The following is a 21,664-nucleotide window of genomic DNA, read 5'->3' as shown; positions in this document are numbered from 1 at the left end:
AGCCGAAGTCCCCTCACTCGATTGACCGGGGCGGTAGCGCCCGGCCCCGGCAATTCTATAACGTGTTCTACATGACGGATCAGGAGTTCGACGTCGTCGTGGTCGGGAGCGGCGGCGCCGGCATGGTTGCTGCGCTCGCAGCCGCCCACCGGGGTCTCAACACTATAATCGTAGAGAAGGCCGCCCACTTCGGCGGCTCCACCGCCCGCTCCGGCGGCGGCGTGTGGATTCCCAACAACCAGGTTCTCCAACGCGACGGCGTCAAGGACACCGCCGAAGCGGCTCGCACATACCTGCACGGCATCGTCGGCGACGTCGTCGAGGCGCAGCGCATCGACACCTACCTCGAGCGCGGGCCCGAAATGCTGTCGTTCGTGCTGAAGAACTCGCCGCTGAAGATGTGCTGGGTGCCGCAGTACGCCGACTACTACCCCGAAGCACCGGGCGGTCGCGCCGGGGGGCGCTCGATCGAACCAAAGCCGTTCAACGCCAAGAAACTCGGGCCCGACCTTGCCGGCCTGGAGCCGGCTTACGGCAAGGTGCCACTCAATGTCGTTGTCATGCAACAGGATTACGTTCGACTCAATCAGCTCAAGCGCCACCCTCGCGGAGTGCTGCGCAGCCTCAAGGTCGGCGCCCGCACCATGTGGGCCAAGGCGACCGGCCAGAATCTGGTCGGTATGGGACGCGCGCTCATAGCGCCGCTTCGCGTCGGGCTCCGCAAGGCCGGGGTTCCGGTCCGGCTCAACACCGCGCTGACCGACCTCTACGTCGAGGACGGCGTCGTCCGCGGAATCTACGTGCGCGAGACGGGGCAGTCGGAAGCCAGTGAGCCACAGCTGATTCGGGCTCGTAAGGCTGTGATTCTGGGTAGCGGCGGGTTCGAACACAACGAGCAGATGCGGGTGAAGTACCAGCGAGCGCCGATCACCACCGAGTGGACCGTCGGCGCGAAGGCCAACACCGGCGACGGCATCGTCGCCGCCGAAAAGCTGGGTGCGGCACTGGAAATCATGGAGGACGCCTGGTGGGGTCCGACGGTTCCACTGGTCGGGGCGCCGTGGTTCGCGCTGTCGGAGCGCAACTCCCCCGGGTCGATCATCGTCAACATGTCCGGGCAGCGATTCATGAATGAATCCATGCCGTACGTCGAGGCCTGCCACCACATGTACGGCGGTGAGTTCGGCCAGGGCTCCGGCCCGGGTGAGAACATCCCGGCGTGGCTGGTGTTCGACCAGCAATATCGCGACCGCTACATCTTCGCGGGACTGCAACCAGGACAACGTATTCCACGCAAGTGGATGGAGTCCGGGGTGATCATTCAAGCCGACACCCTGGAGGAGTTGGCCACCAAAGCGGGCTTACCCGCAGACGAGTTCGCGGCGACGGTGCAGCGTTTCAACGGGTTCGCCCGCTCGGGCGTCGACGCCGACTACCACCGCGGCGAGAGCGCTTATGACCGGTACTACGGCGATCCGACCAACAAGCCGAACCCCAACCTCGGCGAGATCAGCCACGGGCCGTACTACGCCGCCAAGTTGGTGCCCGGCGACCTGGGCACCAAGGGCGGCATCCGGACCGATGTCCACGGCCGCGCGCTGCGTGACGACGGCAGCGTCATCGAAGGCCTGTACGCCGCGGGCAACGTCAGTGCTCCGGTCATGGGGCACACCTACCCCGGTCCGGGCGGCACCATCGGACCCGCGATGACGTTCGGTTACCTTGCCGCACTGCACATCGCGGGAGAGAACTGACACATGCCGATCGACGTCGACGTTGCGCTCGCCGCCGAGCTGGAACCGATCGAATTCTCCTGGAGCAGTAGCGATATCCAGCTCTACCATCTGGGCTTGGGTGCCGGCGCCGACCCGATGGACGCCGGCGAACTGCGTTACCTGATCGACGACACCCCGCAGGTGTTACCGACGTTCGGCAACGTCGCCTCGAGTTTTCACCTGACCAAGCCACCGACCGTTCAATACCCCGGCATCGACATCGAGCTGGGTAAGGTCCTGCACGCCAGCGAGCAGGTCAGCGCGCCCGCCCCGCTGCCGCCGTCGGGTTCGGGAACCGCGATCACCCGGTTCACCGACATCTGGGACAAGGGCAAGGCCGCCGTGATCTGGTCCGAGACCCGGGTGAATGCCCCGGACGGGACACTGCTCTGGACGCAACGCCGGTCGATTTTCGCCCGCGGCGAGGGCGGATTCGGCGGCGACCGCGGGGCGTCGACCTCCGCCGCGGCACCTGAGCGCTCGCCCGACCTCGAGCTCGACATCCCGATCCTGCCGCAGCAGGCTCTGCTGTATCGGCTGTGCGGCGACCGCAACCCGCTGCACTCCGACCCCGAATTCGCCTCTGCCGCAGGGTTTCCCCGTCCGATCCTGCATGGACTCTGCACCTACGGCATGACCTGCAAGGCGCTGACGGACGCGCTACTGGACGGCGACGCCGGTGCCGTCGGCTCCTACGCCGCGCGGTTCGCCGGTGTGGCCTTCCCGGGCGAGACGCTGAAGGCGTCGGTCTGGAAAGAGGACGGCCGCCTGCTCGCGACCGTCACCGCGCCTTCGCGGGATAACGCCGTGGTGCTCAGCGGAGTCGAGCTTTCGCCACGCTAGCTACGCTGCTGCCGCGCTTGACTGGCCGAGCGCCCGGCTAGCCGGGACTGAGTGGTCGAGCGCCCGTCTGGCTGAGCGCTCGGCGCGCCAACGCCGCGCGAACACGTCTCACAACTTCCGCCGGCCGGTCTCCTGCCACGACTCGTATGACGATCCACCCACGTCGCTCAAGCATTTCCAGCCTTCGGACGTCCCAGGTGTACTGCCTGCGGTCGACGCGATGCTGTTCACCGTCGTACTCGACGGCTACCTTCTTGTCCTCCCAACCCATGTCGAGATACGCGACAGCATCACCGAACTCGTCGAGTACAGGGATCTGTGTCTGCGGTCGCGGCAGGCCGGCTTGAATCAGAACAAGCCGTAGCCATGACTCCTTCGGCGACTGTGCGCCCGGGTCGAAGAGTTCGATCGCCAGGCGGGCTCGCGCGATCCCTCGGCGTCCGGGGTATCTGCGCGCCAACAGCTCCACATCAGCAGCCTTTATTTCCGTCGCTCCGGCTAGCGCATCGATCCCCGCCACGGCGGTCATCTTCGGGTACCAGCAGCCCAGGTCGAGAGCTGTCCTTGTCGGCGATGTGACTACGACATCGCCGATCATCTCGACTTCGTCCGCCTCGACAAGGTCCCTGTGCAGTTGTATCCCCGCCGCGCGATGGTGATTGTCGTGGATCAACTCCACCGGTCTTCTGTCGTCGACCCACTTACTCCCGTGCAGCGCGGCTGCCGAGAACCCCGCCACGACTCCCAATCGGCGGGTCCACAACCACCCGGCCTCGGCGCGCTCCACGGCGGTGATCTCAGCGTTCCGATCGATGTAGACGTCTCGCAACACTCGGGTGTATCGCGTCTGCAATTGGCTCTTGGTCAGCACTCCACGTGCAACAGCTTCGCTCCCGACAAATGGCTGGCCCATCGCCGCAGATTCGCACGCAAGATCGTCGCCGTCACTTCAGCTGTCGAGCGCCCGGGCAGTCGACCGTTGGGCGTCGAGCGCCCTGCCAGCCGGGCGCTCGCGCAGAAACCAGCTAGCCCAAGATCAGGCCGGACGTCGGAACACCGGTGCCGGCGGTGACCAGCACGTGCTCGACGTCGGGCACCGGGTTCACCGAAGTGCCGCGCAGTTGGCGCACGCCTTCGGCGATGCCGTTCATGCCGTGGATGTAGGCCTCGCCCAGTTGGCCGCCGTGGGTGTTGATCGGCAGGCGTCCACCGATTTCGATCGCACCGTCGGCGATGAAGTCCTTGGCCTCACCCCAACCGCAGAATCCCAACTCCTCCAACTGAATCAGGGTGAACGGCGTGAAGTGGTCATAGAGGATCGCGGTCTGGATGTCGGCGGGTTTCAGGCCCGATTGCGACCACAGCTGCTTGCCCACCAGACCCATTTCTGGCAGCCCGTCGAGCTCGGGCCGGTAGTAGCTGACCATCGAGTACTGGTCCGGGCTCGCACCCTGCGCCGCGGCCTCGATGACGGCCGGCCGGTTCTTCAGGTCCTTCGCCCGCTCCGCTGAGACGATGACGAGCGCAACCGCGCCGTCGGTCTCCTGGCAGCAGTCCAGCAACCGCAGCGGTTCGGCGATCCACCGCGAATTCTGGTGATCCTCAATGGTTATCGGCTTCTCGTAGAAGTATGCCTTCGGATTCTTGGCGGCATGCTTGCGATCCGCCACCGATATCGCACCGAAGTCGCGGCTGGTGGCCCCCGACAAGTGCATGTAGCGCTTGGCGATCATGGCCACCTGCGCGGCGGGTGTCGACAAGCCGTGCGGGTAGGAGAACGAATTGTCCACGCCGGTCGAGTCCGCGTTCTCGACCAGACGGGTCTGCACCTGACCGAACCGCATACCTGAGCGCTCGTTGAAAGCGCGGTACGCCACAACACAATCCGCGACACCAGTGGCCACCGCGATGGCCGCTTGCTGCACCGTGGCGCAGGCGGCGCCACCACCGTGGTGGATCTTGGAGAAGAACTTGAGGTCGCCGATGCCGGTGGCCCGGGCGATGGCCACCTCGGTGTTGGAGTCCATCGTGAAGGTGACCATGCCGTCGACGTCGGCCGGTGTCAGGCCGGCATCGCCGAGGGCGTCGAGGACCGCCTCGGCGGCCAACCGGAGCTCGCTGCGCCCGGAGTTCTTGGAGAAGTCGGTGGCGCCGATCCCGGCGATCGCGGCCTTACCGGAGAGTTCACCGGGCACCGGAACCCCCGATGGTCAGGGTCGCATTCGCGATGACGTGATCGCCGAGGCTGTTGCTGCCAACGATTTTCAGTGTGATCAGGCCGTCGTCCACTGCGGTCACTTCACCTTTGAACGTCACGGTGTCGTAGGCGTACCAGGGCACCCCGAGCCGCAACCCGATCGACTTGATGAACGCCGACGGGCCGGCCCAGTCGGTGATGTAGCGCTGGACCAGACCGGTGTCGGTGAGAATGTTGACGAAAATGTCCTTGGATCCCTTGGCCTGCGCCTTGTCCCGATCGTGGTGGACGTCCTGGTAGTCGCGGGTGGCGATCGCCGTCGAGATGATGAAGGTGGGATCGCCGTAGAGAGCGAGCTCCGGCAGCGTGGTGCCGACTTCGATCGTCGGGGCGCTCATGCTCCGACCTCCGAGGGCTCCCACGCGTACAGTGTCCACGCCGGACCGATGTCGTTGGCGGGGAAGTCGATATACGTTGCGCGAACCGGCATTCCGACTTCCACGGCCGCAGGGTCGACGTTGCGCAGCTCGCCGAGCATCCGGACGCCCTCCTCCAATTCCACCAGCGCGATGACGAACGGCAGCGTGCGGCCCGGCACCTTCGGCGCGTGGTGGACCACGAAGCTGAACACCGTGCCCTCGCCGCTGGCGACGACGTAGTCGGTCGGCTTCACATCCTCGCCGGCGTCCTTCCACAAAGCGGGCACCGGAGGATGCTGCAGGCTGCCGTCGGGCCGCTGCTGAATGCGCAGCTCGTGCGCCTTGACGCCGTCCCAGAAGAACTTGGTGTCCTTGGACTCCGAGGGCCGCATCATGGCTTCGGCGTCGAGATCCTCGGGCACCGATCCGGTCGACGACTCGCGCGGTTTGAATTTGAGTATCCGCCACTTCATTTCGGCGACGTCCTCATCGCCGACCCGCCAGCTGATGTGCTGGTTGATGAACCAGCCCTCGCCGAGCCCGGTCTGCTTGGGCCCGACGACGTCGCCCATCTCCGAGTGGATCGTGACCTCTTCACCGGGTTGCAGATACCGGTGATAGGTCTGCTCGCAGTTTGTCGCGACCACGCCGATGTAACCTTCGGTGTCGAAGAGTTGCATGATCGGACCCATGGGGTCGTCGGAGGGACGTTCCCCGCCGAGGCCGAACATCGTCCAGACCTGAATCATGGCCGGCGGCGCGACGATTCCCGGATGGCCGACGGCGCGGGCAGCGTCGGCGTCCCGATAGATGGGGTTGGTGTCGCCGATGGCCTCGACCCAGCTGTTGACCATCGGCTGGTTCACCGGGTCGCGGCCTTTGCGCGGCTTGGGGCCGCCGGCCGCCTTGATCTTCTCGAGCGCCTCTGCGATGTCTGTCATCTGGGCACCCTCGGCACTTTGAGGCCGGACGCCGCGATCATCTCGCGCATCACTTCGTTCACGCCTCCACCGAAGGTGATCACCAGATTGCGCTTCGTCTGCGAGTCGAGCCAGTCGAGCAGCTCGGCTGTGGCGGACTCGGCGGGGTTGCCGTACTTGCCGACGATCTCCTCGGCCAGCCGTCCGATGTACTGAATGCTCTCGGTGCCAAAGACTTTGGTCGACGCGGCATCCGCCACGTTGATGTCTTCGCCGGCGGCGGCCACCTGCCAGTTCAGCAGTTCGTTGACCCGCCACATCGAATAGATCTCGCCGAGCGTCCGCTTGACGTCCTGATGGTCGATGGGGGTCACCCCGTCGCCACCGGGCTTGGATGCCCAGTCGTGCAGCCGGTCGTAGATGCCCGCGGTGCGGCCGGCCGGGCCGAGCATCACCCGTTCGTTGTTGAGCTGGGTGGTGATCAGTCGCCACCCGCCGTTCTCCTCACCGACCAGCATGTCGGCGGGAACACGGACGTCGTTGTAGTAGGTGGCGTTGGTGTGGTGCGCCCCGTCGGACAGGATGACCGGCGTCCAGGAGTATCCCGGATCCTTGGTGTCGACGATCAGGATCGAAATACCCTTGTGCTTCACCGCTTCCGGATCGGTGCGGCAGGCCAGCCAGACGTAGTCGGCGTCGTGCCCGCCGGTAGTCCACATCTTCTGGCCGTTGACGATGTACTCGTCTCCGTGACGGACGGCGGAGGTGCGCAACGACGCCAGGTCGGTACCGGCCTCCGGCTCGCTGTAGCCGATCGCGAAGTGCACCTCACCGGCCAGGATCGCCGGCAGAAACTTCTTCTTCTGGGCCTCGGTCCCGAACTGCTGCAGCACCGGACCGACCGTCTGCAGCGTCACCGCGGGCAGCGGTACGTCGGCGCGGTGCGCTTCGTTGACGAAGATCGACTGCTCGACCGGTCCGAATCCCAAGCCGCCGAACTCTTTCGGCCAGCCGACGCCGAGCTTGCCGTCTTTACCCATCCGCCGGATCACGGCGCGGTAGGCGTCGTTGTGGCGATCCTTCTCCATCGCCTTCATCTCGTCGCTCGTGATCAGATTCGAGAAGTATTGCCGCAGTTCGGCTTGCAGCTGACGCTGCTCCGGGGTCAGGTCGATGAACATTGCGCTCCCACCAGGTCGAGGCGATGCGACGGCCCACCGAGTAGGCGGGTCAGGTCTTTGATCGTCGAGTAGTACCGGTGCATCGGATAGGTGATGTCCATCCCCATGCCCCCGTGCAGGTGGTGGCAGATCTGCATCACCCGCGGCGCCTGCGAGGTGATCCAGTAGCCGAGCACGTCCAGGTCGTCGGCGGCATCGCGACCTTCGGTCAGTCGCCATATCACCGAGATGGAGGCCAAATCGATTGTCCGCGAAGCGATGTACACCTCAGCGAGCTGCGCGGCAACGGTTTGAAAGGTCGAAAGCGGCTTGCCGAACTGCTGCCTGCTCCCCACGTAGTCCGCGGTCAGGCGCAAGGCACCGGCGACCAGGCCGGCGACGTACGAACCGATCGCGGCCAGCGCCAGCTGGTTCACCCGCTGCGCCGTCGCCCCGACCAGTACGTCGTCGGGGCCGACCTCGACGTCGGAGAAGGTGACCACGTACTCGTCGGACCCGGCCGAAGTCGGTGTCTTCACGATGCGCACACCGTCGGCATTGGCGGGCACCACGACGACGGCACTGTCCGCGGTGACCAGGATCCATTCGGCGTTCTCGGCATAACCGACACCGACTTTGGTGCCCGACAACCGGCCGTCGGTAAAGGTCGTTGCGGGCCGGTCCGGCAACGCGCTGCCGGGCTCGTTGAGCGCGGCGGTCAGGACCGAACCCTTGGCCAGACCGGCGAGGAAGCGATCCTGCTGATCGTCGGAAGCCAAGTCCAGCAATGTGATTGCACCGAACCCCAGGGTGGCCACCGCCGGGCCGATCAGGCCGTGCCGACCGATTTCGGTGAGCGCCGTCGCTATCTCGGGCAATCCCACACCGTCGCCGCCGATACGTTCCGGCACCGGCAGTGCGGTCACGCCACCGGCGACCAGCGCATCCCAGGAGTTGTCTCGATCCAGCACCGACGTGACGACGTCGGCGACTGCCTGCTGCTCGGCGTCCGGCGTGAAGTCCATCGTCGCTTTGAGATTCATCCCTGTGCGACCGCGCTCTTGCCGGAGTAGTCGACGTGCCAGTGCTTGATGCCGTTGAGCCAGCCCGAACGCAGCCGCTCAGGCTCCGAAATCGGTGTGAGGTCCGGCATGTGGTCGGCGACCGCGTTGAAGATCAGGTTGATCGTCATCCGGGCGAGGTTGGCGCCGATGCAGTAGTGCGCGCCGGTGCCGCCGAACCCGACGTGTGGGTTGGGGTCACGCAGGACGTTGAAGCTGTGCGGGTTGTCGAAAACCTCGTCGTCGAAGTTGGCCGAGCGGTAGGACATCACCAGCCGCTGACCCTTCTTGATCTGCACCCCGCCCAGTTCGAGATCCTCGTTGGCGGTGCGCTGGAAGGCGGATACCGGTGTGGCCCAACGGACGATCTCATCCGCGGCCGTCGACGGGCGCTCCTTCTTGAACAACTCCCACTGATCGGGGTTGTCCGCGAACGCGATCATGCCGTGGGTGATCGAATTACGCGTTGTCTCGTTGCCCGCGACCGCGAGCATCACCACGAAGAACCCGAATTCGTCGTCGGAGAGCTTCTCTCCGTCGATGTCGGCCTGGATCAAGGTCGTCACGATGTCGTCGGTCGGGTTCTCGTTGCGCTCCGCGGCCATCGCCATCGCGTACATGATCAGTTCCATCGACGACTGCGCGGGATCGACGTCGGCGTATTCGGGGTCGGTGCCGCCGGTCATTTCGTTGGACCAGCGGAACAGCTTGTCCCGATCTTCCTGCGGCACACCGAGCAGACCGGCGATGGCCTGGAGCGGAAGCTCGCACGAGACCTGCTCGACGAAGTCACCGCCGCCGGCCGCCGCCGCGTCCTTGGCGATGTTCTGCGCGCGCTGCGCGAGTTCTTCTTCCAGCCGGCCGATCGCGCGCGGGGTGAACCCGCGGGAGATGATCTTGCGCAGCCGGGTGTGGTGCGGGGCGTCCATGTTGAGCATGACGCTGCGCTGCAGTTCCACCTGCTCACGCGTCATCTCCGGCGGCCACGTCGGGATCGCGCCGTTCTGCCAGCTGGAGAAGACGTCGCTGCGGCGCGACACTTCCTTGACGTCGGCGTGCTTGCTGACGATCCAGTAGCCGTTGTCCTCGAAGCCGCCGCAGCCGTCGGGCACGTTGACCCAATGGATCGGCTCGGACTTACGAAGCTCGGCGAGTTCGTCGACGGGAAGTCCGGCCAGGTTGACGTCCGGATCGAGGAAGTCGAAGTCCGCCGGAATGCTGGGGGGTGCCATAAAGGGTCTCCTGAACTACAACGTGTTCTAGTGCCAGTAAAACATGCTCTCACCGCAGACCAAAAGGTGCGCGCGCATCGTCGCTTGTCAGGCTAATGAAACGTGTTCTAGCCTGACCTCATGGGTAACCCGGTAATCGTTGAAGCCACCCGCAGCCCGATCGGCAAGCGCGCCGGATGGTTGTCAGGACTGCACGCCACCGAGCTGTTGGGCGCCACCCAGCGGGCGCTTGTGGAGAAGGCCGGCATCGACGCGGGCGAGGTCGAGCAGATCGTCGGCGGCTGCGTGACGCAGTACGGCGAGCAGTCCAACAACATCACCCGGGTCGGTTGGCTCGTCGCCGGGCTGCCCGAGCATGTCGGCGCCATGACCGTCGACTGTCAGTGCGGTAGCGGCCAGCAGGCCAACGGTCTGATCGCCGGTTTGATCGCGGCCGGCGCCATCGACGTCGGCATCGCGTGCGGCATCGAAGCGATGAGCCGTGTCGGCCTGGGCGCCAACGCCGGCCCGGATCGCGGGATACTTCGGCCCGCTTCGTGGGACATCGACCTGCCGGACCAGTTCACCGCCGCCGAGCGAATCGCCAAGCGCCGCGGCATCACTCGCGAGGAGATCGACCAATTCGGCCTCGACTCGCAGCGCAAGGCCAAGCAGGCATGGGCTGAGGGCCGCTTCGACCGCGAGATCAGCGGCATCGAGGCACCCGTGCTCGACGAGAACAAGCAGCCGACCAGCGACCGGCACATCGTCAGCAAGGACCAGGGTCTGCGTGACACCACGCTGGAGGGCCTGAGCCAACTCAAGCCGGTACTCGACGGCGGCATCCACACCGCGGGCACGTCCTCGCAGATCTCCGACGGCGCGGCCGCCGTGCTGTGGATGGACGAGGACAAGGCCAAGGCGCTCGGCCTCAAGCCGCGGGCTCGCATCATCAGCCAGGCACTGGTGGGCGCCGAGCCTTATTACCACCTGGACGGCCCGGTGCAGTCGACGGCGAAGGTGCTGGAGAAGGCCGGGATGAAGATGGGCGATATCGACATCACCGAGATCAACGAAGCCTTCGCCTCCGTGGTGCTGTCGTGGGCGCGGGTGCACAACCCGGACATGGACAAGGTCAACGTCAACGGCGGCGCGATCGCGCTGGGCCACCCGGTCGGCAGCACCGGCAGCCGGCTGATCACCACCGCGCTGCACGAGTTGGAGCGCACCGACCAGACCACCGCGTTGATCACGATGTGCGCCGGTGGAGCGTTGTCGACCGGCACGATCATCGAGCGCATCTAAACGGTGACTTCCGACCAAGACCGGATCACCGCGGCACAGCTCTACATCGACGCGCTGGCCAACCATCGGGGCGACGAGGTTCCGTTCGCGCCGGATTGTGTTCGGATCGAGATGGGGATCAAGACCGGATTCTCCGGGAACCACTTGCGGCGCAGCCTGAATCGCGGACCACAGTTCCGACTCATCGAGCAGTGCACGCCGCCGAAGTTCGACGTGGACGGCAACCAGGTGCGTGCTCAGTTCGACGTGATCACCAAACCGACGCTGGTGGGGCGTCGAGTATGCGCGCACGTCGACGAAACCTTCCTGATCGTGGATGGCAAGATCCGACACATCAACGCTCGGATGCGTCCGTTCATCCAGCACCGCTGATAGGAAGAACCCGATGGCCAATCCGCCGCGCGCACTGAATTCCGCCGGCACCGGCGTCCTCATCAAATGGATGTCGCGACTCAACACCGCCGCCTACAAGGTCTCAAGCGGCAGAATCGGCGGCACATTTCTCAAGGGCGCGCCGGTCGCGCTGCTGACCACCATCGGGCGCAAGACCGGGCAACCGCGGGTCAGCCCGCTGCTGTTCCTGCGCGAAGGCGACCGCATCGTCTTGGTGGCCTCGCAGGGCGGGCGGGCCGACAACCCGATGTGGTACCTGAACCTCAAGGCGAACCCGAAGGTGACGGTGCAGGTCAAGAAGGACGTGCTGAAGCTCACCGCCCGCGACGCCACCGAAGCCGAACGCGAGCAGTACTGGCCGAAACTCGTCGCGATGTACTCCTCGTTCGAGGACTACAAGTCGTGGACCGACCGCGTCATCCCAATCGTCATCTGCGACCCGTAACCCACCGGGATGAAGGTTCTGATCACGGGCGGCACCGGATTCGTGGGGGCGTGGACGGCGAAGGCGGCCCAAGACGGCGGACACCACGTCAGGTTTCTCGCGCGAAACCCCGATCGCCTGCACACCAGCGCCGCGCAGATCGGCGTCGACGTCAGCGATCACGTCGTCGGTGACATCGCCGACCCCGACAGCACCGCCGCGGCCCTACAAGACTGTGACGCCGTCATTCATTGCGCAGCAATGGTTTCCACCGACCCCGACCGCAGCGAGGAAATGCTCCGCACCAACCTCGACGGCGCCCGCAATGTGCTGGGCGGGGCTGCCGCGGCGAAGATCGATCCGATCATCCACGTCTCGAGTTTCTCGGCGCTGTTCCGGCCCGATTTACCCATGCTGCATGCGGACCTACCCGTGGTCGGCGGGTCCGACGGCTATGGCAAGTCCAAGGCCGTCGTCGAAGCGTATGGGCGCGGTCTCCAGGACGCCGGTGCGCCGGTGAACATCACCTATCCCGGCATGGTGCTGGGCCCACCCGCGGGTGACCAGTTCGGTGAGGCGGCCGAGGGGGTGGAGGCGGCGATCAAGATGCGCGGTGTGCCCGGCCGCAGCGCCGGCTGGATCGTCGTGGACGTCCGCGACCTCGCCGCCTTGCACGTCGCCCTCTTGCAGCCGGGGAAAGGACCGCGCCGATACATGGCCGGTGGCCGGCGCATCGCGGTGGATCGCCTCGCATCGCTGCTCGGTGCCGCCGCCGACCGCAGGCTGGTCGCCCTCCCGGTTCCCGATTCCGGTTTGCGTGCCCTGGGTCACGTGTTCGACGTGATCGGCGACTATCTGCCGTTCGAGACGCCGATCAACTCTGCGGCGATGCAGTACTACACCCAGATGCCGCCTTCGGATGACACGCCTGCCGAGCGTGACCTCGGAATCACGCACCGGGACGCGGCGCAGACACTCGCCGACACCGTCGACGGGTTGCGGGAGGTCGGCCGCATCTGAGTCGAAAGGTTGTGTGGACCGGCTTAAACAAAGCTGTGATTTTGCTTAAACAAGCAGGTTAACTGCGATAGATTGCCTGCGTGATGAGCCATCGGTCTGCGCGTTCCCTCGCCATCGGTCTGCTGTCCACCGCGCTGTTGACCATGGGCTCAGCACTGGCGCGGGCCGACGACGGAACGATCGTGCTGGACCTGGTCCGGCACGGGGAGACGTTGTCCAATCTCAACGGCATCATCGACACGGCGCCGCCGGGGGCGCCGCTGGACGTGACGGGCATCGTCCAAGCCAATGCCGTCGCCGATTCGATCTATGCGGACTTCGACAAGGACATCGCCGGGGTCTTCGCCTCGCAGGCAGAGCGCACCCTGCAGACCGCGACCCCGCTGGCCGATCTGCTCGGCATCCCGACATCGTCGATCCCGCAGTTGGAGGGACTCAACGAGATCCCGGCCGGCATCTTCGAAGGTCAATCGACGACCAGTCTCGCCGGTCTGCTCTACCTGCTCGGCCCGATTGCCTGGACGTTTGGCCTGCCTCTCGTCCCGGCCTTCGGTGATCCCAGCGTCAACGGCATCACCTTCGACGAAGGCTTCGATGCCGCCGTGCAGACGATCTACGAGGGGACGGTGAGTTCGACCGCCACGGTCAACGATGTCGCGTACTCCAGTGCGGGCTCGATCGCCGTTTGGACGCTGATGAACGTCAAGAACCCCGACTTCTCGATCCTGATCGACGAGGTGATCAAGAACCAGGAATTCCTGCCCAACACCGGCCAGGTGATCATCAGCGGCAGCCCGGGGGACTGGACGCTGGTGAGCTACGACGGGGTTGCCGTCCCGGAGGACCCCGGCCTGTTCACCAACTTGTTCGTCGATTTCCGCGACCTCATCCAAGCTCCGCAGATCGCCGCCTACGACATCTACGAGGCCCTGCTCACCGGCAACTCGGCGACGATCGACTCCGCACTGCAGACCGGGTTCGGCCAGATCGACGCCGCATTCAGCCAATTCCCGGTCGAGGTGTTCGAAGACCTCGTCGCCGCATTCGGAGGCAGCGTCTGATGCGTCGTCGCGCAACGATCGCCGGATTGCTCACCGCGGCAACCCTTTCCGCCGGACCCGCAGTCGCCTGGGCCGACGACGGCTCGATCGTGCTGGACTTCATCCGGCACGCCGAATCCGGCGACATGACCGCGATCAACACGACCGTGCCCGGACCTGGACTCACCGAGGCGGGCGACCTGCAGGCCTCACACTTGGCAGATACCCTGCAGAACAGCGGGATCGATGAGATCTGGGCATCCACCATGGTCCGATCTGAGCAGACCGCGGCGCCGCTGGCCGACGCACTGAACCTGACGATTCAACCCTTACAGGCCGGACTCAACGAGATCGACGCAGGGATTTTCGAAGGTGCGCCGGTGAATGTCGGCGAACTGCCGCTGGGTGGTGCGCTGTACCTGCTCGCGCCGGCACTGTGGACGCTGGGGTTCACCTCCGTTCCGGAGTTCGGGTCTACCGACGCCAACGGCATCGTGTTCGACGCCCGCGTCGACGCGGCGATCGAGAACATCTACGAAGGAAGTGTTCCCGGCGACATCGATGCCGTGTTCTCCCACGAGGGCACCATAGCGATCTGGGCGTTGATGAACGTCGACAACCCCGACTTCGGGCTGGTCCTCAAAGAGTTGTTCACCACCGGCGAATTACTGCCCTACACAGGACAAGTCGTCATCGAGGGCTCACCGGGCGACTGGACTTTGGTGAGCTGGGACGGCATCCCGGTGCCGGAGGACCCGGGACTGCTGACCGACCTGTTCGTCGACTTCCGCGACCTGATCCAGGTTCCGCAACTCGTCGGCTACGACATCTACGAGGCACTCCTGACCGGCAACGCGACAACGATCGACAGTGCGTTTCAACTCGGCTTCAGCCAGATCGAAATGGCGGCTTCGCAATTCCCAATCGCGGTGTTCGACGACATCGTCGCCGCGTTGGGCGGTTCGGTCTAGGCGCCGTACACCGGCACCGGTGTGCGCGACTTGGCCAGCAGATCGGCCACCACCGGCCCCAGCACGGCCGGGTCCCAGCGGGCGCCGTTGTCGATCTGTGGTCCGTGGGCCCATCCCTCGGCGACCCTGATCTTGCCGCCCTCGACCTCGAACACCTGCCCGGTGACGTCGCGAGACTCGTTGCTGCCCAACCACACCACCAACGGCGACACATTTTCCGGTGCCATCGCATCGAAGTCGTTGTCCTGGGTGGACATCATGTCGGCGAACACCGTCTCGGTCATCCGGGTGCGGGCCGAGGGGGCGATCGCGTTGACCGTCACGCCGTACCGGCCCATCTCGGCCGCGCCGACCAGTGTCAGCGCAGCGATACCGGCCTTGGCCGCGCTGTAGTTGCCCTGACCGACACTGCCCTGCAGGCCCGCGCCGGAACTGGTGTTGATGATCCGCGCGTCAACGCTTTTGCCCTCTTTGCTCAGCCCGCGCCAGTACGAGGCGGCGTGCCGCATGGCCCCGAAGTGGCCCTTGAGGTGCACTGCGATCACAGCGTCGAATTCTTCTTCGCTGGTGTTGGCCATCATCCGGTCGCGCACGATGCCGGCGTTGTTCACCAGCACGTCCAAGCCGCCGAAGGTGTCCACGGCGGTCTGGATCAGTCCCGCGGCCTGGTCCCAGTCGGCGATGTTGGCACCGTTGGCGACGGCTTCGCCTCCGGCGGCGACGATTTCGTCGACCACGCCTTGGGCAGCGCTACCGCCGCCGGCCGGTGACCCGTCCAGACCCACGCCGATGTCGTTGACGACCACGCGCGCGCCTTCGGCGGCGAACGCCAGCGCGTGCGCACGTCCGATGCCGCCGCCCGCTCCGGTCACGATGACCACACGGCCGTCAACCACACCCATAGTTTGTTCTCCTCTTATTTGACCGAGCTCGCGTTGGTGGTGGCCAGATAGTGTGGCGGCTCCCCGCCGCCGTGCACCTCGAGTGAGGCGCCGCTGATGTACGACGCCGCTTCTGAGGCGAGAAACGCTGCGGCCCAACCGACATCAGCAGGCTTGGCGAGTCGACCGAGGGGTACGTTCTTCGAGATCGCCGCGATCGAGTCGGCGTCGCCGTAGAACAGTTCCGACTGCTCGGTCTCGACCATTCCGACGACGCAGGCGTTGATCCGGACCTTCGGTCCCCACTCGACCGCAAGCGTTTGGGTGAGATTTTCCAAGCCGGCTTTGGCCGCACCGTAGGCGCCGGTTCCGGGCGACGGTCGGCGGCCGCTGAGGCTGCAGATGTTGACGATGGACCCGCCCGAAGCCTGGCGTTGCATCACCTCGTTGGCGTGCTGCGACACTGACAGCGCGCCGAAGAGGTTGAGTTCGATGATCTTGCGGTTGAACTTCGCGCTGGCATCCGCCGTCAACACGAACGGGGAACCTCCGGCGTTGTTCACCACGACGTCGAGGCGGCCGTGCCGCTCCACGATCGCGCCGACCATCGCCTTGACGGCGTCGTCGTCGCGGATGTCGCAGGGGTGGAATTCGAAGGGCAGGCCGTCGACTTCGCGCCTGGCGCAGGTGACCACGGTGGCGCCCTGCTCAGCGAAAACAGTGCTGATCCCGGCGCCAACCCCTCGAACGCCGCCGGTGACCAGCACGACCCTGCCAGTGAGCCCGAAGCTGAAAGCGCGGCCTTCGTCGGCATGAGTCACTGTGCTAGCGTACCAAGCAAGTGCTTGCTTAGGTAAATCGTCTCCCGTCGTCCCCCAAGGAAGTGGTCGAGGATCTCGATGACAATCACATCGCGCACCGTCGAACCGGGGATAGTCGCGGTCACCGTCGACTACCCGCCCGTCAACGCCATCCCGTCGCAGGGCTGGTTCGAACTCGGCGAGGTCCTCACCGCCGCCGGCAACGACTCGACCACTCACGCGGTGATCCTGCGCGCCGAGGGCCGCGGCTTCAACGCGGGCGTGGACATCAAAGAAATGCAGCGCACCGAGGGCTTCACCGCACTGATCGACGCCAACCGCGGTTGCTTCGCCGCATTCCGCGCGGTCTACGAATGCGCCGTCCCGGTGATCGCCGCGGTCAACGGGTTCTGCGTCGGGGGCGGCATCGGCCTGGTGGGTAACGCCGACGTCATCGTGGCATCCGACGATGCGACGTTCGGGTTGCCCGAAGTGGAGCGTGGCGCACTGGGCGCGGCGACGCACCTGTCGCGCCTGGTACCGCAACACATGATGCGCCGGCTGTTCTTCACCGCGGCCACTGTTGACGCCGCCACCCTGCATCACTTCGGCTCCGTGCACGAAGTGGTGCCGCGAGCCGAACTCGACGAGGCCGCGCTGCGGGTCGCTCGCGACATCGCCGCCAAGGACACCCGCGTGATCCGCGCCGCCAAGGAAGCGCTGAACCTGATCGATGTCCAGCGGGTCAACTCCAGTTATCGCATGGAACAAGGCTTTACGTTTGAGCTCAACCTCGCCGGAGTGGCTGACGAGCACCGCGACGCGTTCGCCGGTACCTCGAAGGGCGCCGGTGAAAAATGACCGACAAGCGCATCACTCTCGATGACGCCGTCGCGCAAGTGCGCAGCGGCATGACGATCGGCATCGGCGGCTGGGGATCGCGGCGCAAGCCGATGGCGTTCGTACGCGCGTTACTGCGCACCGACGTCAAGGATCTGACCGTGGTGACCTACGGCGGCCCGGACCTGGGACTGCTGTGCTCCGCCGGCAAGGTCAAGCGGGCGTACTACGGGTTCGTCTCGCTGGACTCGCCACCCTTCTACGACCCCTGGTTCGCCAAGGCCCGCAGCGCCGGCACGCTCGAGGCTCGCGAGATGGACGAGGGCATGCTGCGGTGCGGCCTGCAGGCGGCGGCACAACGGTTGCCGTTCTTGCCGATTCGCGCCGGGCTGGGCAGCTCGGTGATTGATTTCTGGGAGGGTGAGCTGAAAACGGTCGACAGCCCCTACCCCGCAGCCGGTGGCGGACACGAGACGTTGCTGGCGATGCCGGCGCTGAATCTCGACGCCGCGTTCGTTCATCTCAACCTCGGTGACGAGCGAGGCAACGCCGCCTACACCGGAATCGACCCCTACTTCGACGACCTTTTCCTGATGGCTGCGCAGCATCGCTACCTGTCGGTCGAGCGCATCGTCTCCACCGAGGAATTGGTCAAAGCCGTACCGCCACAGGCATTGCTGGTGAACCGGATGATGGTCGACGGGGTGGTCGAGGCACCCGGCGGCTCCCACTTCACCACCGCCGCCCCCGACTACGGCCGCGACGAGAAGTTCCAGCGACACTACGCCGAGGCCGCCGGAACGGACGAGGGTTGGCAAACGTTCGTCGGGACCTACCTTTCCGGCGGCGAGGCCGAATACCAAGCGGCGGTGCGTAAGTTCGCCGAGGAGGCATCACAATGAGCACTCGCGCCGAGGTCTGCGCCATCGCCTGCGCCGACTTGTTCCGCGACGCCGGCGAGATCATGGTCAGCCCGATGACGAACATGGCGTCGGTCGGCGCGCGGTTGGCCCGACTGACGTTCTCCCCCGACATCCTGCTGACCGACGGTGAAGCGCAGCTGCTCGCCGACACTCCGGCGCTGGGCAAGACCGGACTTGTCGAGGGCTGGATGCCGTTCGGCCGAGTGTTCGAGACGCTGGCCTGGGGTAGGCGTCACGTCGTGATGGGCGCCAATCAGGTTGACCGGCACGGAAATCAGAACATCTCGGCGTTCGGTCCAGTGCAACAGCCGAAGCGGCAGATGTTCGGCGTGCGCGGCGCACCCGGCAACGCGATCAACCACGCGACCAGCTACTGGGTGGGCAACCATTCCACGCGGGTGTTCGGCGAGACGGTCGACGTCGTCTGCGGCATCGGCTGGGACAACATCGACACCGACAATCCGGCGTTCCGATTCGCCAACACCTATCGGGTGATCTCCAATCTCGGCGTCTTCGACTTCGACGGCCCTGATCGCACGATGCGGGCATTGTCGCTGCACCCCGGGGTCACGGCCGACGAGGTCAGGGAGAACACCTCATTCGAGGTGCACGGCCTCGACGACGCCGACGAGTCCCGACTGCCGACCGAGGAAGAATTACACCTGATCCGAGAGAAGATCGACCCGAAGTCACTGCGGGATAGAGAAATCCGGTGACAAAGCTACGTACGCCGCTGACCGAACTGATCGGTATCGAGCATCCGGTGGTGCAGACCGGAATGGGCTGGGTGGCCGGTGCGCGTCTGGTCGCCGCGACCTCCAACGCCGGCGGCCTGGGCATCTTGGCCTCGGCGACCATGACGCTCGACGAGCTGGCCGTCGCGATCGGAAAGGTCAAGGCGGCCACCGACAAGCCGTTCGGGGTCAACATTCGCGCCGATGCCGGTGACGCGGGCGACCGGGTGGACCTGATGATCCGCGAGGGCGTCAAGGTCGCGTCCTTCGCACTGGCGCCCAAGCAGGAACTGATCGCCAAGCTCAAAAATGCCGGCTCCGTGGTCATTCCATCGGTGGGTCTGGCCAAACACGCCCGCAAGGTGGCGTCCTGGGGCGCTGACGCGGTGATCGTCCAGGGCGGCGAGGGCGGCGGCCACACCGGCCCGATCGCCACCACGCTGCTGCTGCCCTCGGTGCTGGACGCCGTCAGTATCCCGGTGATCGCGGCGGGCGGCTTCTTCGACGGCCGCGGCCTCGCGGCGGCGCTGTCCTACGGCGCCGCCGGCGTCGCGATGGGAACCCGGTTCCTGCTCACCTCGGATTCCACCGTGCCCGACGCGGTCAAGCAGCGTTATCTGCAATCGGCCCTGGACGGCACCGTCGTCACCACCCGGGTCGACGGCATGCCGCACCGGGTGCTGCGTACCGGCCTGGTCGAGAAGCTCGAAAGTGGTTCGCGGGCAAGGGGATTTACTGCCGCGGTGGGTAACGCCGGCAAGTTCAAGAAGATGTCCGGCATGACCTGGGCGTCGATGATTCGCGACGGCCTGGCGATGCGGCACGGCAAAGAAATGACCATGGCGCAGATCGTGATGGCGGCCAACACGCCCATGCTGCTCAAAGCCGGTCTGGTCGAAGGCAATACCGATGCCGGCGTCCTGGCGTCCGGTCAGGTCGCCGGCATCGTCCAAGACCTACCGTCCTGCGCGGAGCTTATCGACGCGATCGTCGCCGACGCCGTCAAGCATCTGCAGGCCGCGTCCGGGTTGATTCAGGACTGAGGACCGTAGGCTCGCGCGATGTCCTGCGAGCCGGCCCAGCGGCTGTAGGTCGGTGACTGCGGCCAACCTTCCGGAGAGTCCTGCCACTCCTCCTGCCGACCGTAGGGAAGCAGGTCGATCAACGCGAAAGTGTGCTGCAACTGCTCGGTCCCGCGGCCATTGGTGTGCCAGGTTCGATACACGTTGTCGCCGTCTCGCAGAAAGACATTCACGCCGAAGCCGCCGTTCGGCGGCGCACCCACGTCGGCGCCGAATGAGCTGTTGGCGGTGGAATACCAGGTCATCTGATTGCCGACCCGCCGCTTGTAGGCGAGCGCCTCGTCGATCGGGCCCTGCGTGACGACGACGAACCGGGCGTCCCAGTTGTCCAGGAACTCCAGCCGGGTGTACTGCGACGTCATGCCGGTACATCCCGGGCACTGCCACTCTTCTCCCGGAAACCACATGTGGTTGTAGACAATCAACTGCGACTTGCCGTCGAACACGTCGACCAGTCGCACGGGCCCCTTTTCGCCGTCCAGGGTGTAGTCCGGCATCGCCACCATCGGCAGCCTGCGTCGCTGTGCTGCGATCGCGTCGAGTTCGCGGGTAGCGCCCTTCTCCCGAACCCGGAGCGCTTCCAATTCGCGTTCCCAGGTCTGCTGATCCACAACGGGCGGCAATCCTGCGGTGCTCACAACAATCCCCTCCAAAGTGATGTTTACGCCGTCAACATGCTAATGTTCACACCGTACACTTCAGCGTCGAGAAGGGTCAAGCGTGACCACCTTGAAGACCGGTTACCACCACGGTGACCTGCGGATGGCTCTGATCGACGCGGGCCTGCACCTCACCCGTGGCGGTGGGCCCGGAAGTTTGACCATTCGGGAAGCGACGCGGCGGGTAGGGGTCTCACCCAATGCGGCGTATCGGCACTTCGTCGACCGGGAGGCACTAGTGGGTGCCGTCGCGTCAGCGATCCAGCATCGGATGGCGGCGCAGATGGCCCGCTTCCACAACTCGGCGGCGTCGGATCGGCTGCGCGCGGTCGGCGTGGGCTACATCAAATTCGCACTCGACGAGCCGGGCTGGTTCACGGTGGCCTTCTTCGGCGCCGACCCGGTTGGGCCCAACGACGAGACCGCGAGCGCACCACCGTATCTGGCGCTGATCGATGCGCTCGACGCGATGGTGGACAGCGGCGAGTTGTCGCCCGAGCGCCGCACCGGTGCCGAGTGGCCGTGCTGGTCTGCGGTGCACGGATTCGCCGAACTCGCCCTGCGCGGACCGTTGCGCCATGCGACACGCCGCGAAGTCAATGCCCTGGCCGCGCGCACAGTCGACGACATCATCGCCGGACTGTCGCGTCCCGGGTGAAAACGTCCACAATGCGGCAACAACGGATTAGCGTCGGTGATGAGCCGGACGGGAGGCAACCATGAAGCGCTGTGTCCTAGCGGGACTGGCCGCTGCGCTGATCGCAGTGGGGTTGATCGAGGCGGCACCACCGGCCAGCGCCGGCTGCCTGTCTGCTCCAGGCGTGATCAGCAAGTGCGACGGACCGATTCAGCCCGACGGCACCTGGCAGCGTTGCGTGGTGACGACCCACCTGAATTACCAGGGCGCCAGCTCATTCCTGATACCGGAGAAGAGTTGCGACACGATCGGGCCCGGTGTGGCCGATCCACCCGGGCACATCGACTAGTCCTGCCCCAGCGTGAAATT

The 21,664-nt window shown here is 65.6% G+C and carries 24 protein-coding genes; 14 read left to right on the top strand and 10 right to left on the bottom strand.

Going from position 1 to position 21,664, the window contains the following annotated elements; translation table 11 throughout:
• Nucleotides 1-71 precede the first annotated feature (71 nt).
• Nucleotides 72-1,754 carry a 3-oxosteroid 1-dehydrogenase gene (gene kstD / locus ACZYW1_RS14045; protein WP_463786647.1) on the top strand — a complete coding sequence of 561 codons (1,683 nt, stop codon included), beginning with the start codon at nt 72-74 and terminating at the stop codon, nt 1,752-1,754.
• Nucleotides 1,755-1,757: 3 nt separating this feature from the next.
• Nucleotides 1,758-2,618 carry a MaoC family dehydratase gene (locus ACZYW1_RS14040; protein WP_463786646.1) on the top strand — a complete coding sequence of 287 codons (861 nt, stop codon included), beginning with the start codon at nt 1,758-1,760 and terminating at the stop codon, nt 2,616-2,618.
• A 37-nt stretch (nt 2,619-2,655) separates the two neighbouring features.
• On the opposite strand, the gene ACZYW1_RS14035 is transcribed toward ACZYW1_RS14040, so the two are convergent.
• The 7 genes from ACZYW1_RS14035 to ACZYW1_RS14005 all read right to left on the bottom strand — a co-directional run bounded on the left by ACZYW1_RS14035 (nt 2,656) and on the right by ACZYW1_RS14005 (nt 9,607).
• Nucleotides 2,656-3,531: a DUF559 domain-containing protein gene (locus tag ACZYW1_RS14035; RefSeq protein WP_463786645.1), complete on the bottom strand. Its 876-nt coding sequence runs from the start codon at nt 3,529-3,531 to the stop codon at nt 2,656-2,658.
• Nucleotides 3,532-3,643: 112 nt separating this feature from the next.
• Nucleotides 3,644-4,813, bottom strand: a complete 1,170-nt coding sequence (locus ACZYW1_RS14030; protein WP_463786644.1) for a lipid-transfer protein — start codon at nt 4,811-4,813, stop codon at nt 3,644-3,646.
• On the bottom strand, nt 4,803-5,213 hold the full coding sequence (locus ACZYW1_RS14025; RefSeq protein ID WP_463786642.1) for a MaoC family dehydratase: 411 nt from the start codon (nt 5,211-5,213) through the stop codon (nt 4,803-4,805). The genes ACZYW1_RS14030 and ACZYW1_RS14025 overlap by 11 nt, the downstream gene beginning before the upstream one ends.
• Complete coding sequence (locus ACZYW1_RS14020) at nt 5,210-6,175, bottom strand: bifunctional MaoC family dehydratase N-terminal/OB-fold nucleic acid binding domain-containing protein (protein ID WP_463786641.1); 966 nt, start codon at nt 6,173-6,175, stop codon at nt 5,210-5,212. Before ACZYW1_RS14020 ends, ACZYW1_RS14025 begins: the two co-directional genes overlap by 4 nt.
• Nucleotides 6,172-7,335 carry an acyl-CoA dehydrogenase FadE29 gene (gene fadE29 / locus ACZYW1_RS14015; protein ID WP_463786639.1) on the bottom strand — a complete coding sequence of 388 codons (1,164 nt, stop codon included), beginning with the start codon at nt 7,333-7,335 and terminating at the stop codon, nt 6,172-6,174. Before fadE29 ends, ACZYW1_RS14020 begins: the two co-directional genes overlap by 4 nt.
• A complete protein-coding gene (locus ACZYW1_RS14010; RefSeq protein ID WP_463787829.1) occupies nt 7,320-8,339 on the bottom strand; it encodes an acyl-CoA dehydrogenase family protein in 1,020 nt (339 codons plus the stop codon). The genes fadE29 and ACZYW1_RS14010 overlap by 16 nt, the downstream gene beginning before the upstream one ends.
• A 14-nt stretch (nt 8,340-8,353) precedes the next feature.
• Entirely contained in the window at nt 8,354-9,607 is a 1,254-nt protein-coding gene (locus tag ACZYW1_RS14005) for a cytochrome P450 (protein WP_463786637.1), read from the bottom strand.
• Between the two features lie 120 nt (nt 9,608-9,727).
• Between ACZYW1_RS14005 and ACZYW1_RS14000 the strand changes: the two genes are divergently transcribed.
• The 6 genes from ACZYW1_RS14000 (at nt 9,728) to ACZYW1_RS13975 (ending at nt 14,739) form a co-directional block, all read left to right on the top strand.
• On the top strand, nt 9,728-10,891 hold the full coding sequence (locus ACZYW1_RS14000) for a steroid 3-ketoacyl-CoA thiolase (protein ID WP_463786636.1): 1,164 nt from the start codon (nt 9,728-9,730) through the stop codon (nt 10,889-10,891).
• A gap of 3 nt (nt 10,892-10,894) precedes the next feature.
• Nucleotides 10,895-11,263 carry a DUF8021 domain-containing protein gene (locus ACZYW1_RS13995; RefSeq protein ID WP_463786634.1) on the top strand — a complete coding sequence of 123 codons (369 nt, stop codon included), beginning with the start codon at nt 10,895-10,897 and terminating at the stop codon, nt 11,261-11,263.
• A gap of 13 nt (nt 11,264-11,276) precedes the next feature.
• Nucleotides 11,277-11,729, top strand: a complete 453-nt coding sequence (locus ACZYW1_RS13990; protein WP_463786632.1) for a nitroreductase family deazaflavin-dependent oxidoreductase — start codon at nt 11,277-11,279, stop codon at nt 11,727-11,729.
• A gap of 9 nt (nt 11,730-11,738) precedes the next feature.
• Nucleotides 11,739-12,728, top strand: coding sequence for an SDR family NAD(P)-dependent oxidoreductase (locus ACZYW1_RS13985; RefSeq protein ID WP_463786629.1), 990 nt, complete (start codon nt 11,739-11,741; stop codon nt 12,726-12,728).
• An 83-nt stretch (nt 12,729-12,811) separates the two neighbouring features.
• Complete coding sequence (locus tag ACZYW1_RS13980; RefSeq protein ID WP_463786628.1) at nt 12,812-13,789, top strand: histidine phosphatase family protein; 978 nt, start codon at nt 12,812-12,814, stop codon at nt 13,787-13,789.
• The gene (locus ACZYW1_RS13975; protein ID WP_463786625.1) at nt 13,789-14,739 is read left to right on the top strand and encodes a histidine phosphatase family protein; all 951 of its coding nucleotides are present in this window, start codon (nt 13,789-13,791) and stop codon (nt 14,737-14,739) included. Before ACZYW1_RS13980 ends, ACZYW1_RS13975 begins: the two co-directional genes overlap by 1 nt.
• On the opposite strand, the gene ACZYW1_RS13970 is transcribed toward ACZYW1_RS13975, so the two are convergent.
• Nucleotides 14,736-15,641, bottom strand: coding sequence for an SDR family oxidoreductase (locus ACZYW1_RS13970; RefSeq protein WP_463786624.1), 906 nt, complete (start codon nt 15,639-15,641; stop codon nt 14,736-14,738). The two genes, ACZYW1_RS13975 and ACZYW1_RS13970, sit on opposite strands and share 4 nt — an antisense overlap.
• Nucleotides 15,642-15,655: 14 nt before the next feature.
• Nucleotides 15,656-16,441, bottom strand: a complete 786-nt coding sequence (locus ACZYW1_RS13965) for an SDR family oxidoreductase (protein WP_463786623.1) — start codon at nt 16,439-16,441, stop codon at nt 15,656-15,658.
• Nucleotides 16,442-16,519: 78 nt separating this feature from the next.
• On the opposite strand from ACZYW1_RS13965, the gene echA20 reads away from it, so the two are divergent.
• From echA20 to ipdC, 4 genes are read left to right on the top strand one after another with little or no spacing between them, the layout of a single operon-like run.
• Nucleotides 16,520-17,281 carry a (7aS)-7a-methyl-1,5-dioxo-2,3,5,6,7,7a-hexahydro-1H-indene-carboxyl-CoA hydrolase gene (gene echA20, locus ACZYW1_RS13960; RefSeq protein ID WP_463786621.1) on the top strand — a complete coding sequence of 254 codons (762 nt, stop codon included), beginning with the start codon at nt 16,520-16,522 and terminating at the stop codon, nt 17,279-17,281.
• Nucleotides 17,278-18,162 carry a cholesterol ring-cleaving hydrolase subunit IpdA gene (gene ipdA, locus ACZYW1_RS13955; RefSeq protein WP_463786619.1) on the top strand — a complete coding sequence of 295 codons (885 nt, stop codon included), beginning with the start codon at nt 17,278-17,280 and terminating at the stop codon, nt 18,160-18,162. Before echA20 ends, ipdA begins: the two co-directional genes overlap by 4 nt.
• Nucleotides 18,159-18,899: a cholesterol ring-cleaving hydrolase subunit IpdB gene (gene ipdB / locus ACZYW1_RS13950; RefSeq protein WP_463786617.1), complete on the top strand. Its 741-nt coding sequence runs from the start codon at nt 18,159-18,161 to the stop codon at nt 18,897-18,899. The genes ipdA and ipdB overlap by 4 nt, the downstream gene beginning before the upstream one ends.
• Nucleotides 18,896-19,960, top strand: coding sequence for a (3aS,4S,5R,7aS)-5-hydroxy-7a-methyl-1-oxo-octahydro-1H-indene-4-carboxyl-CoA dehydrogenase (gene ipdC, locus ACZYW1_RS13945; protein ID WP_463786615.1), 1,065 nt, complete (start codon nt 18,896-18,898; stop codon nt 19,958-19,960). The genes ipdB and ipdC overlap by 4 nt, the downstream gene beginning before the upstream one ends.
• Here ipdC and ACZYW1_RS13940 read toward each other — a convergent pair.
• Complete coding sequence (locus ACZYW1_RS13940; protein WP_463786613.1) at nt 19,951-20,637, bottom strand: DUF899 domain-containing protein; 687 nt, start codon at nt 20,635-20,637, stop codon at nt 19,951-19,953. The two genes, ipdC and ACZYW1_RS13940, sit on opposite strands and share 10 nt — an antisense overlap.
• A gap of 82 nt (nt 20,638-20,719) precedes the next feature.
• On the opposite strand from ACZYW1_RS13940, the gene ACZYW1_RS13935 reads away from it, so the two are divergent.
• Together ACZYW1_RS13935 and ACZYW1_RS13930 are read left to right on the top strand one after the other, a co-directional pair.
• Nucleotides 20,720-21,316 (top strand): TetR/AcrR family transcriptional regulator, encoded by a 597-nt coding sequence (locus tag ACZYW1_RS13935; protein WP_463786611.1) that lies wholly within the window; start codon nt 20,720-20,722, stop codon nt 21,314-21,316.
• Between the two features lie 61 nt (nt 21,317-21,377).
• Nucleotides 21,378-21,644 carry a CDGP domain-containing protein gene (locus ACZYW1_RS13930; RefSeq protein ID WP_463786610.1) on the top strand — a complete coding sequence of 89 codons (267 nt, stop codon included), beginning with the start codon at nt 21,378-21,380 and terminating at the stop codon, nt 21,642-21,644.
• Nucleotides 21,645-21,664: the final 20 nt, after the last annotated feature.

The organism is Mycobacterium sp. IDUB_36 (assembly GCF_055419225.1).
The sequence above is the reverse complement of the archived record's forward strand: the minus strand, read 5'-3'. Positions and strand labels throughout refer to the sequence as shown.

Excerpts from the sequence above, each read along its gene's own strand:
- ACZYW1_RS14040 (WP_463786646.1), top strand. The coding sequence starts at position 1,758 with ATGCCGATCGACGTCGACGTTGCGCTCGCCGCCGAGCTGGAACCGATC.
- ACZYW1_RS13985 (WP_463786629.1), top strand. The coding sequence starts at position 11,739 with ATGAAGGTTCTGATCACGGGCGGCACCGGATTCGTGGGGGCGTGGACG.
- ACZYW1_RS14010 (WP_463787829.1), bottom strand. The coding sequence starts at position 8,339 with ATGGACTTCACGCCGGACGCCGAGCAGCAGGCAGTCGCCGACGTCGTC.
- kstD (WP_463786647.1), top strand. The coding sequence starts at position 72 with ATGACGGATCAGGAGTTCGACGTCGTCGTGGTCGGGAGCGGCGGCGCC.
- ACZYW1_RS13930 (WP_463786610.1), top strand. The coding sequence starts at position 21,378 with ATGAAGCGCTGTGTCCTAGCGGGACTGGCCGCTGCGCTGATCGCAGTG.
- ACZYW1_RS13970 (WP_463786624.1), bottom strand. The coding sequence starts at position 15,641 with ATGGGTGTGGTTGACGGCCGTGTGGTCATCGTGACCGGAGCGGGCGGC.
- ipdB (WP_463786617.1), top strand. The coding sequence starts at position 18,159 with ATGAGCACTCGCGCCGAGGTCTGCGCCATCGCCTGCGCCGACTTGTTC.
- echA20 (WP_463786621.1), top strand. The coding sequence starts at position 16,520 with ATGACAATCACATCGCGCACCGTCGAACCGGGGATAGTCGCGGTCACC.
- fadE29 (WP_463786639.1), bottom strand. The coding sequence starts at position 7,335 with ATGTTCATCGACCTGACCCCGGAGCAGCGTCAGCTGCAAGCCGAACTG.
- ACZYW1_RS14005 (WP_463786637.1), bottom strand. The coding sequence starts at position 9,607 with ATGGCACCCCCCAGCATTCCGGCGGACTTCGACTTCCTCGATCCGGAC.
- ACZYW1_RS14035 (WP_463786645.1), bottom strand. The coding sequence starts at position 3,531 with ATGGGCCAGCCATTTGTCGGGAGCGAAGCTGTTGCACGTGGAGTGCTG.
- ACZYW1_RS14020 (WP_463786641.1), bottom strand. The coding sequence starts at position 6,175 with ATGACAGACATCGCAGAGGCGCTCGAGAAGATCAAGGCGGCCGGCGGC.
- ACZYW1_RS13990 (WP_463786632.1), top strand. The coding sequence starts at position 11,277 with ATGGCCAATCCGCCGCGCGCACTGAATTCCGCCGGCACCGGCGTCCTC.
- ACZYW1_RS14000 (WP_463786636.1), top strand. The coding sequence starts at position 9,728 with ATGGGTAACCCGGTAATCGTTGAAGCCACCCGCAGCCCGATCGGCAAG.
- ACZYW1_RS13975 (WP_463786625.1), top strand. The coding sequence starts at position 13,789 with ATGCGTCGTCGCGCAACGATCGCCGGATTGCTCACCGCGGCAACCCTT.
- ACZYW1_RS14025 (WP_463786642.1), bottom strand. The coding sequence starts at position 5,213 with ATGAGCGCCCCGACGATCGAAGTCGGCACCACGCTGCCGGAGCTCGCT.
- ACZYW1_RS13980 (WP_463786628.1), top strand. The coding sequence starts at position 12,812 with ATGAGCCATCGGTCTGCGCGTTCCCTCGCCATCGGTCTGCTGTCCACC.
- ipdA (WP_463786619.1), top strand. The coding sequence starts at position 17,278 with ATGACCGACAAGCGCATCACTCTCGATGACGCCGTCGCGCAAGTGCGC.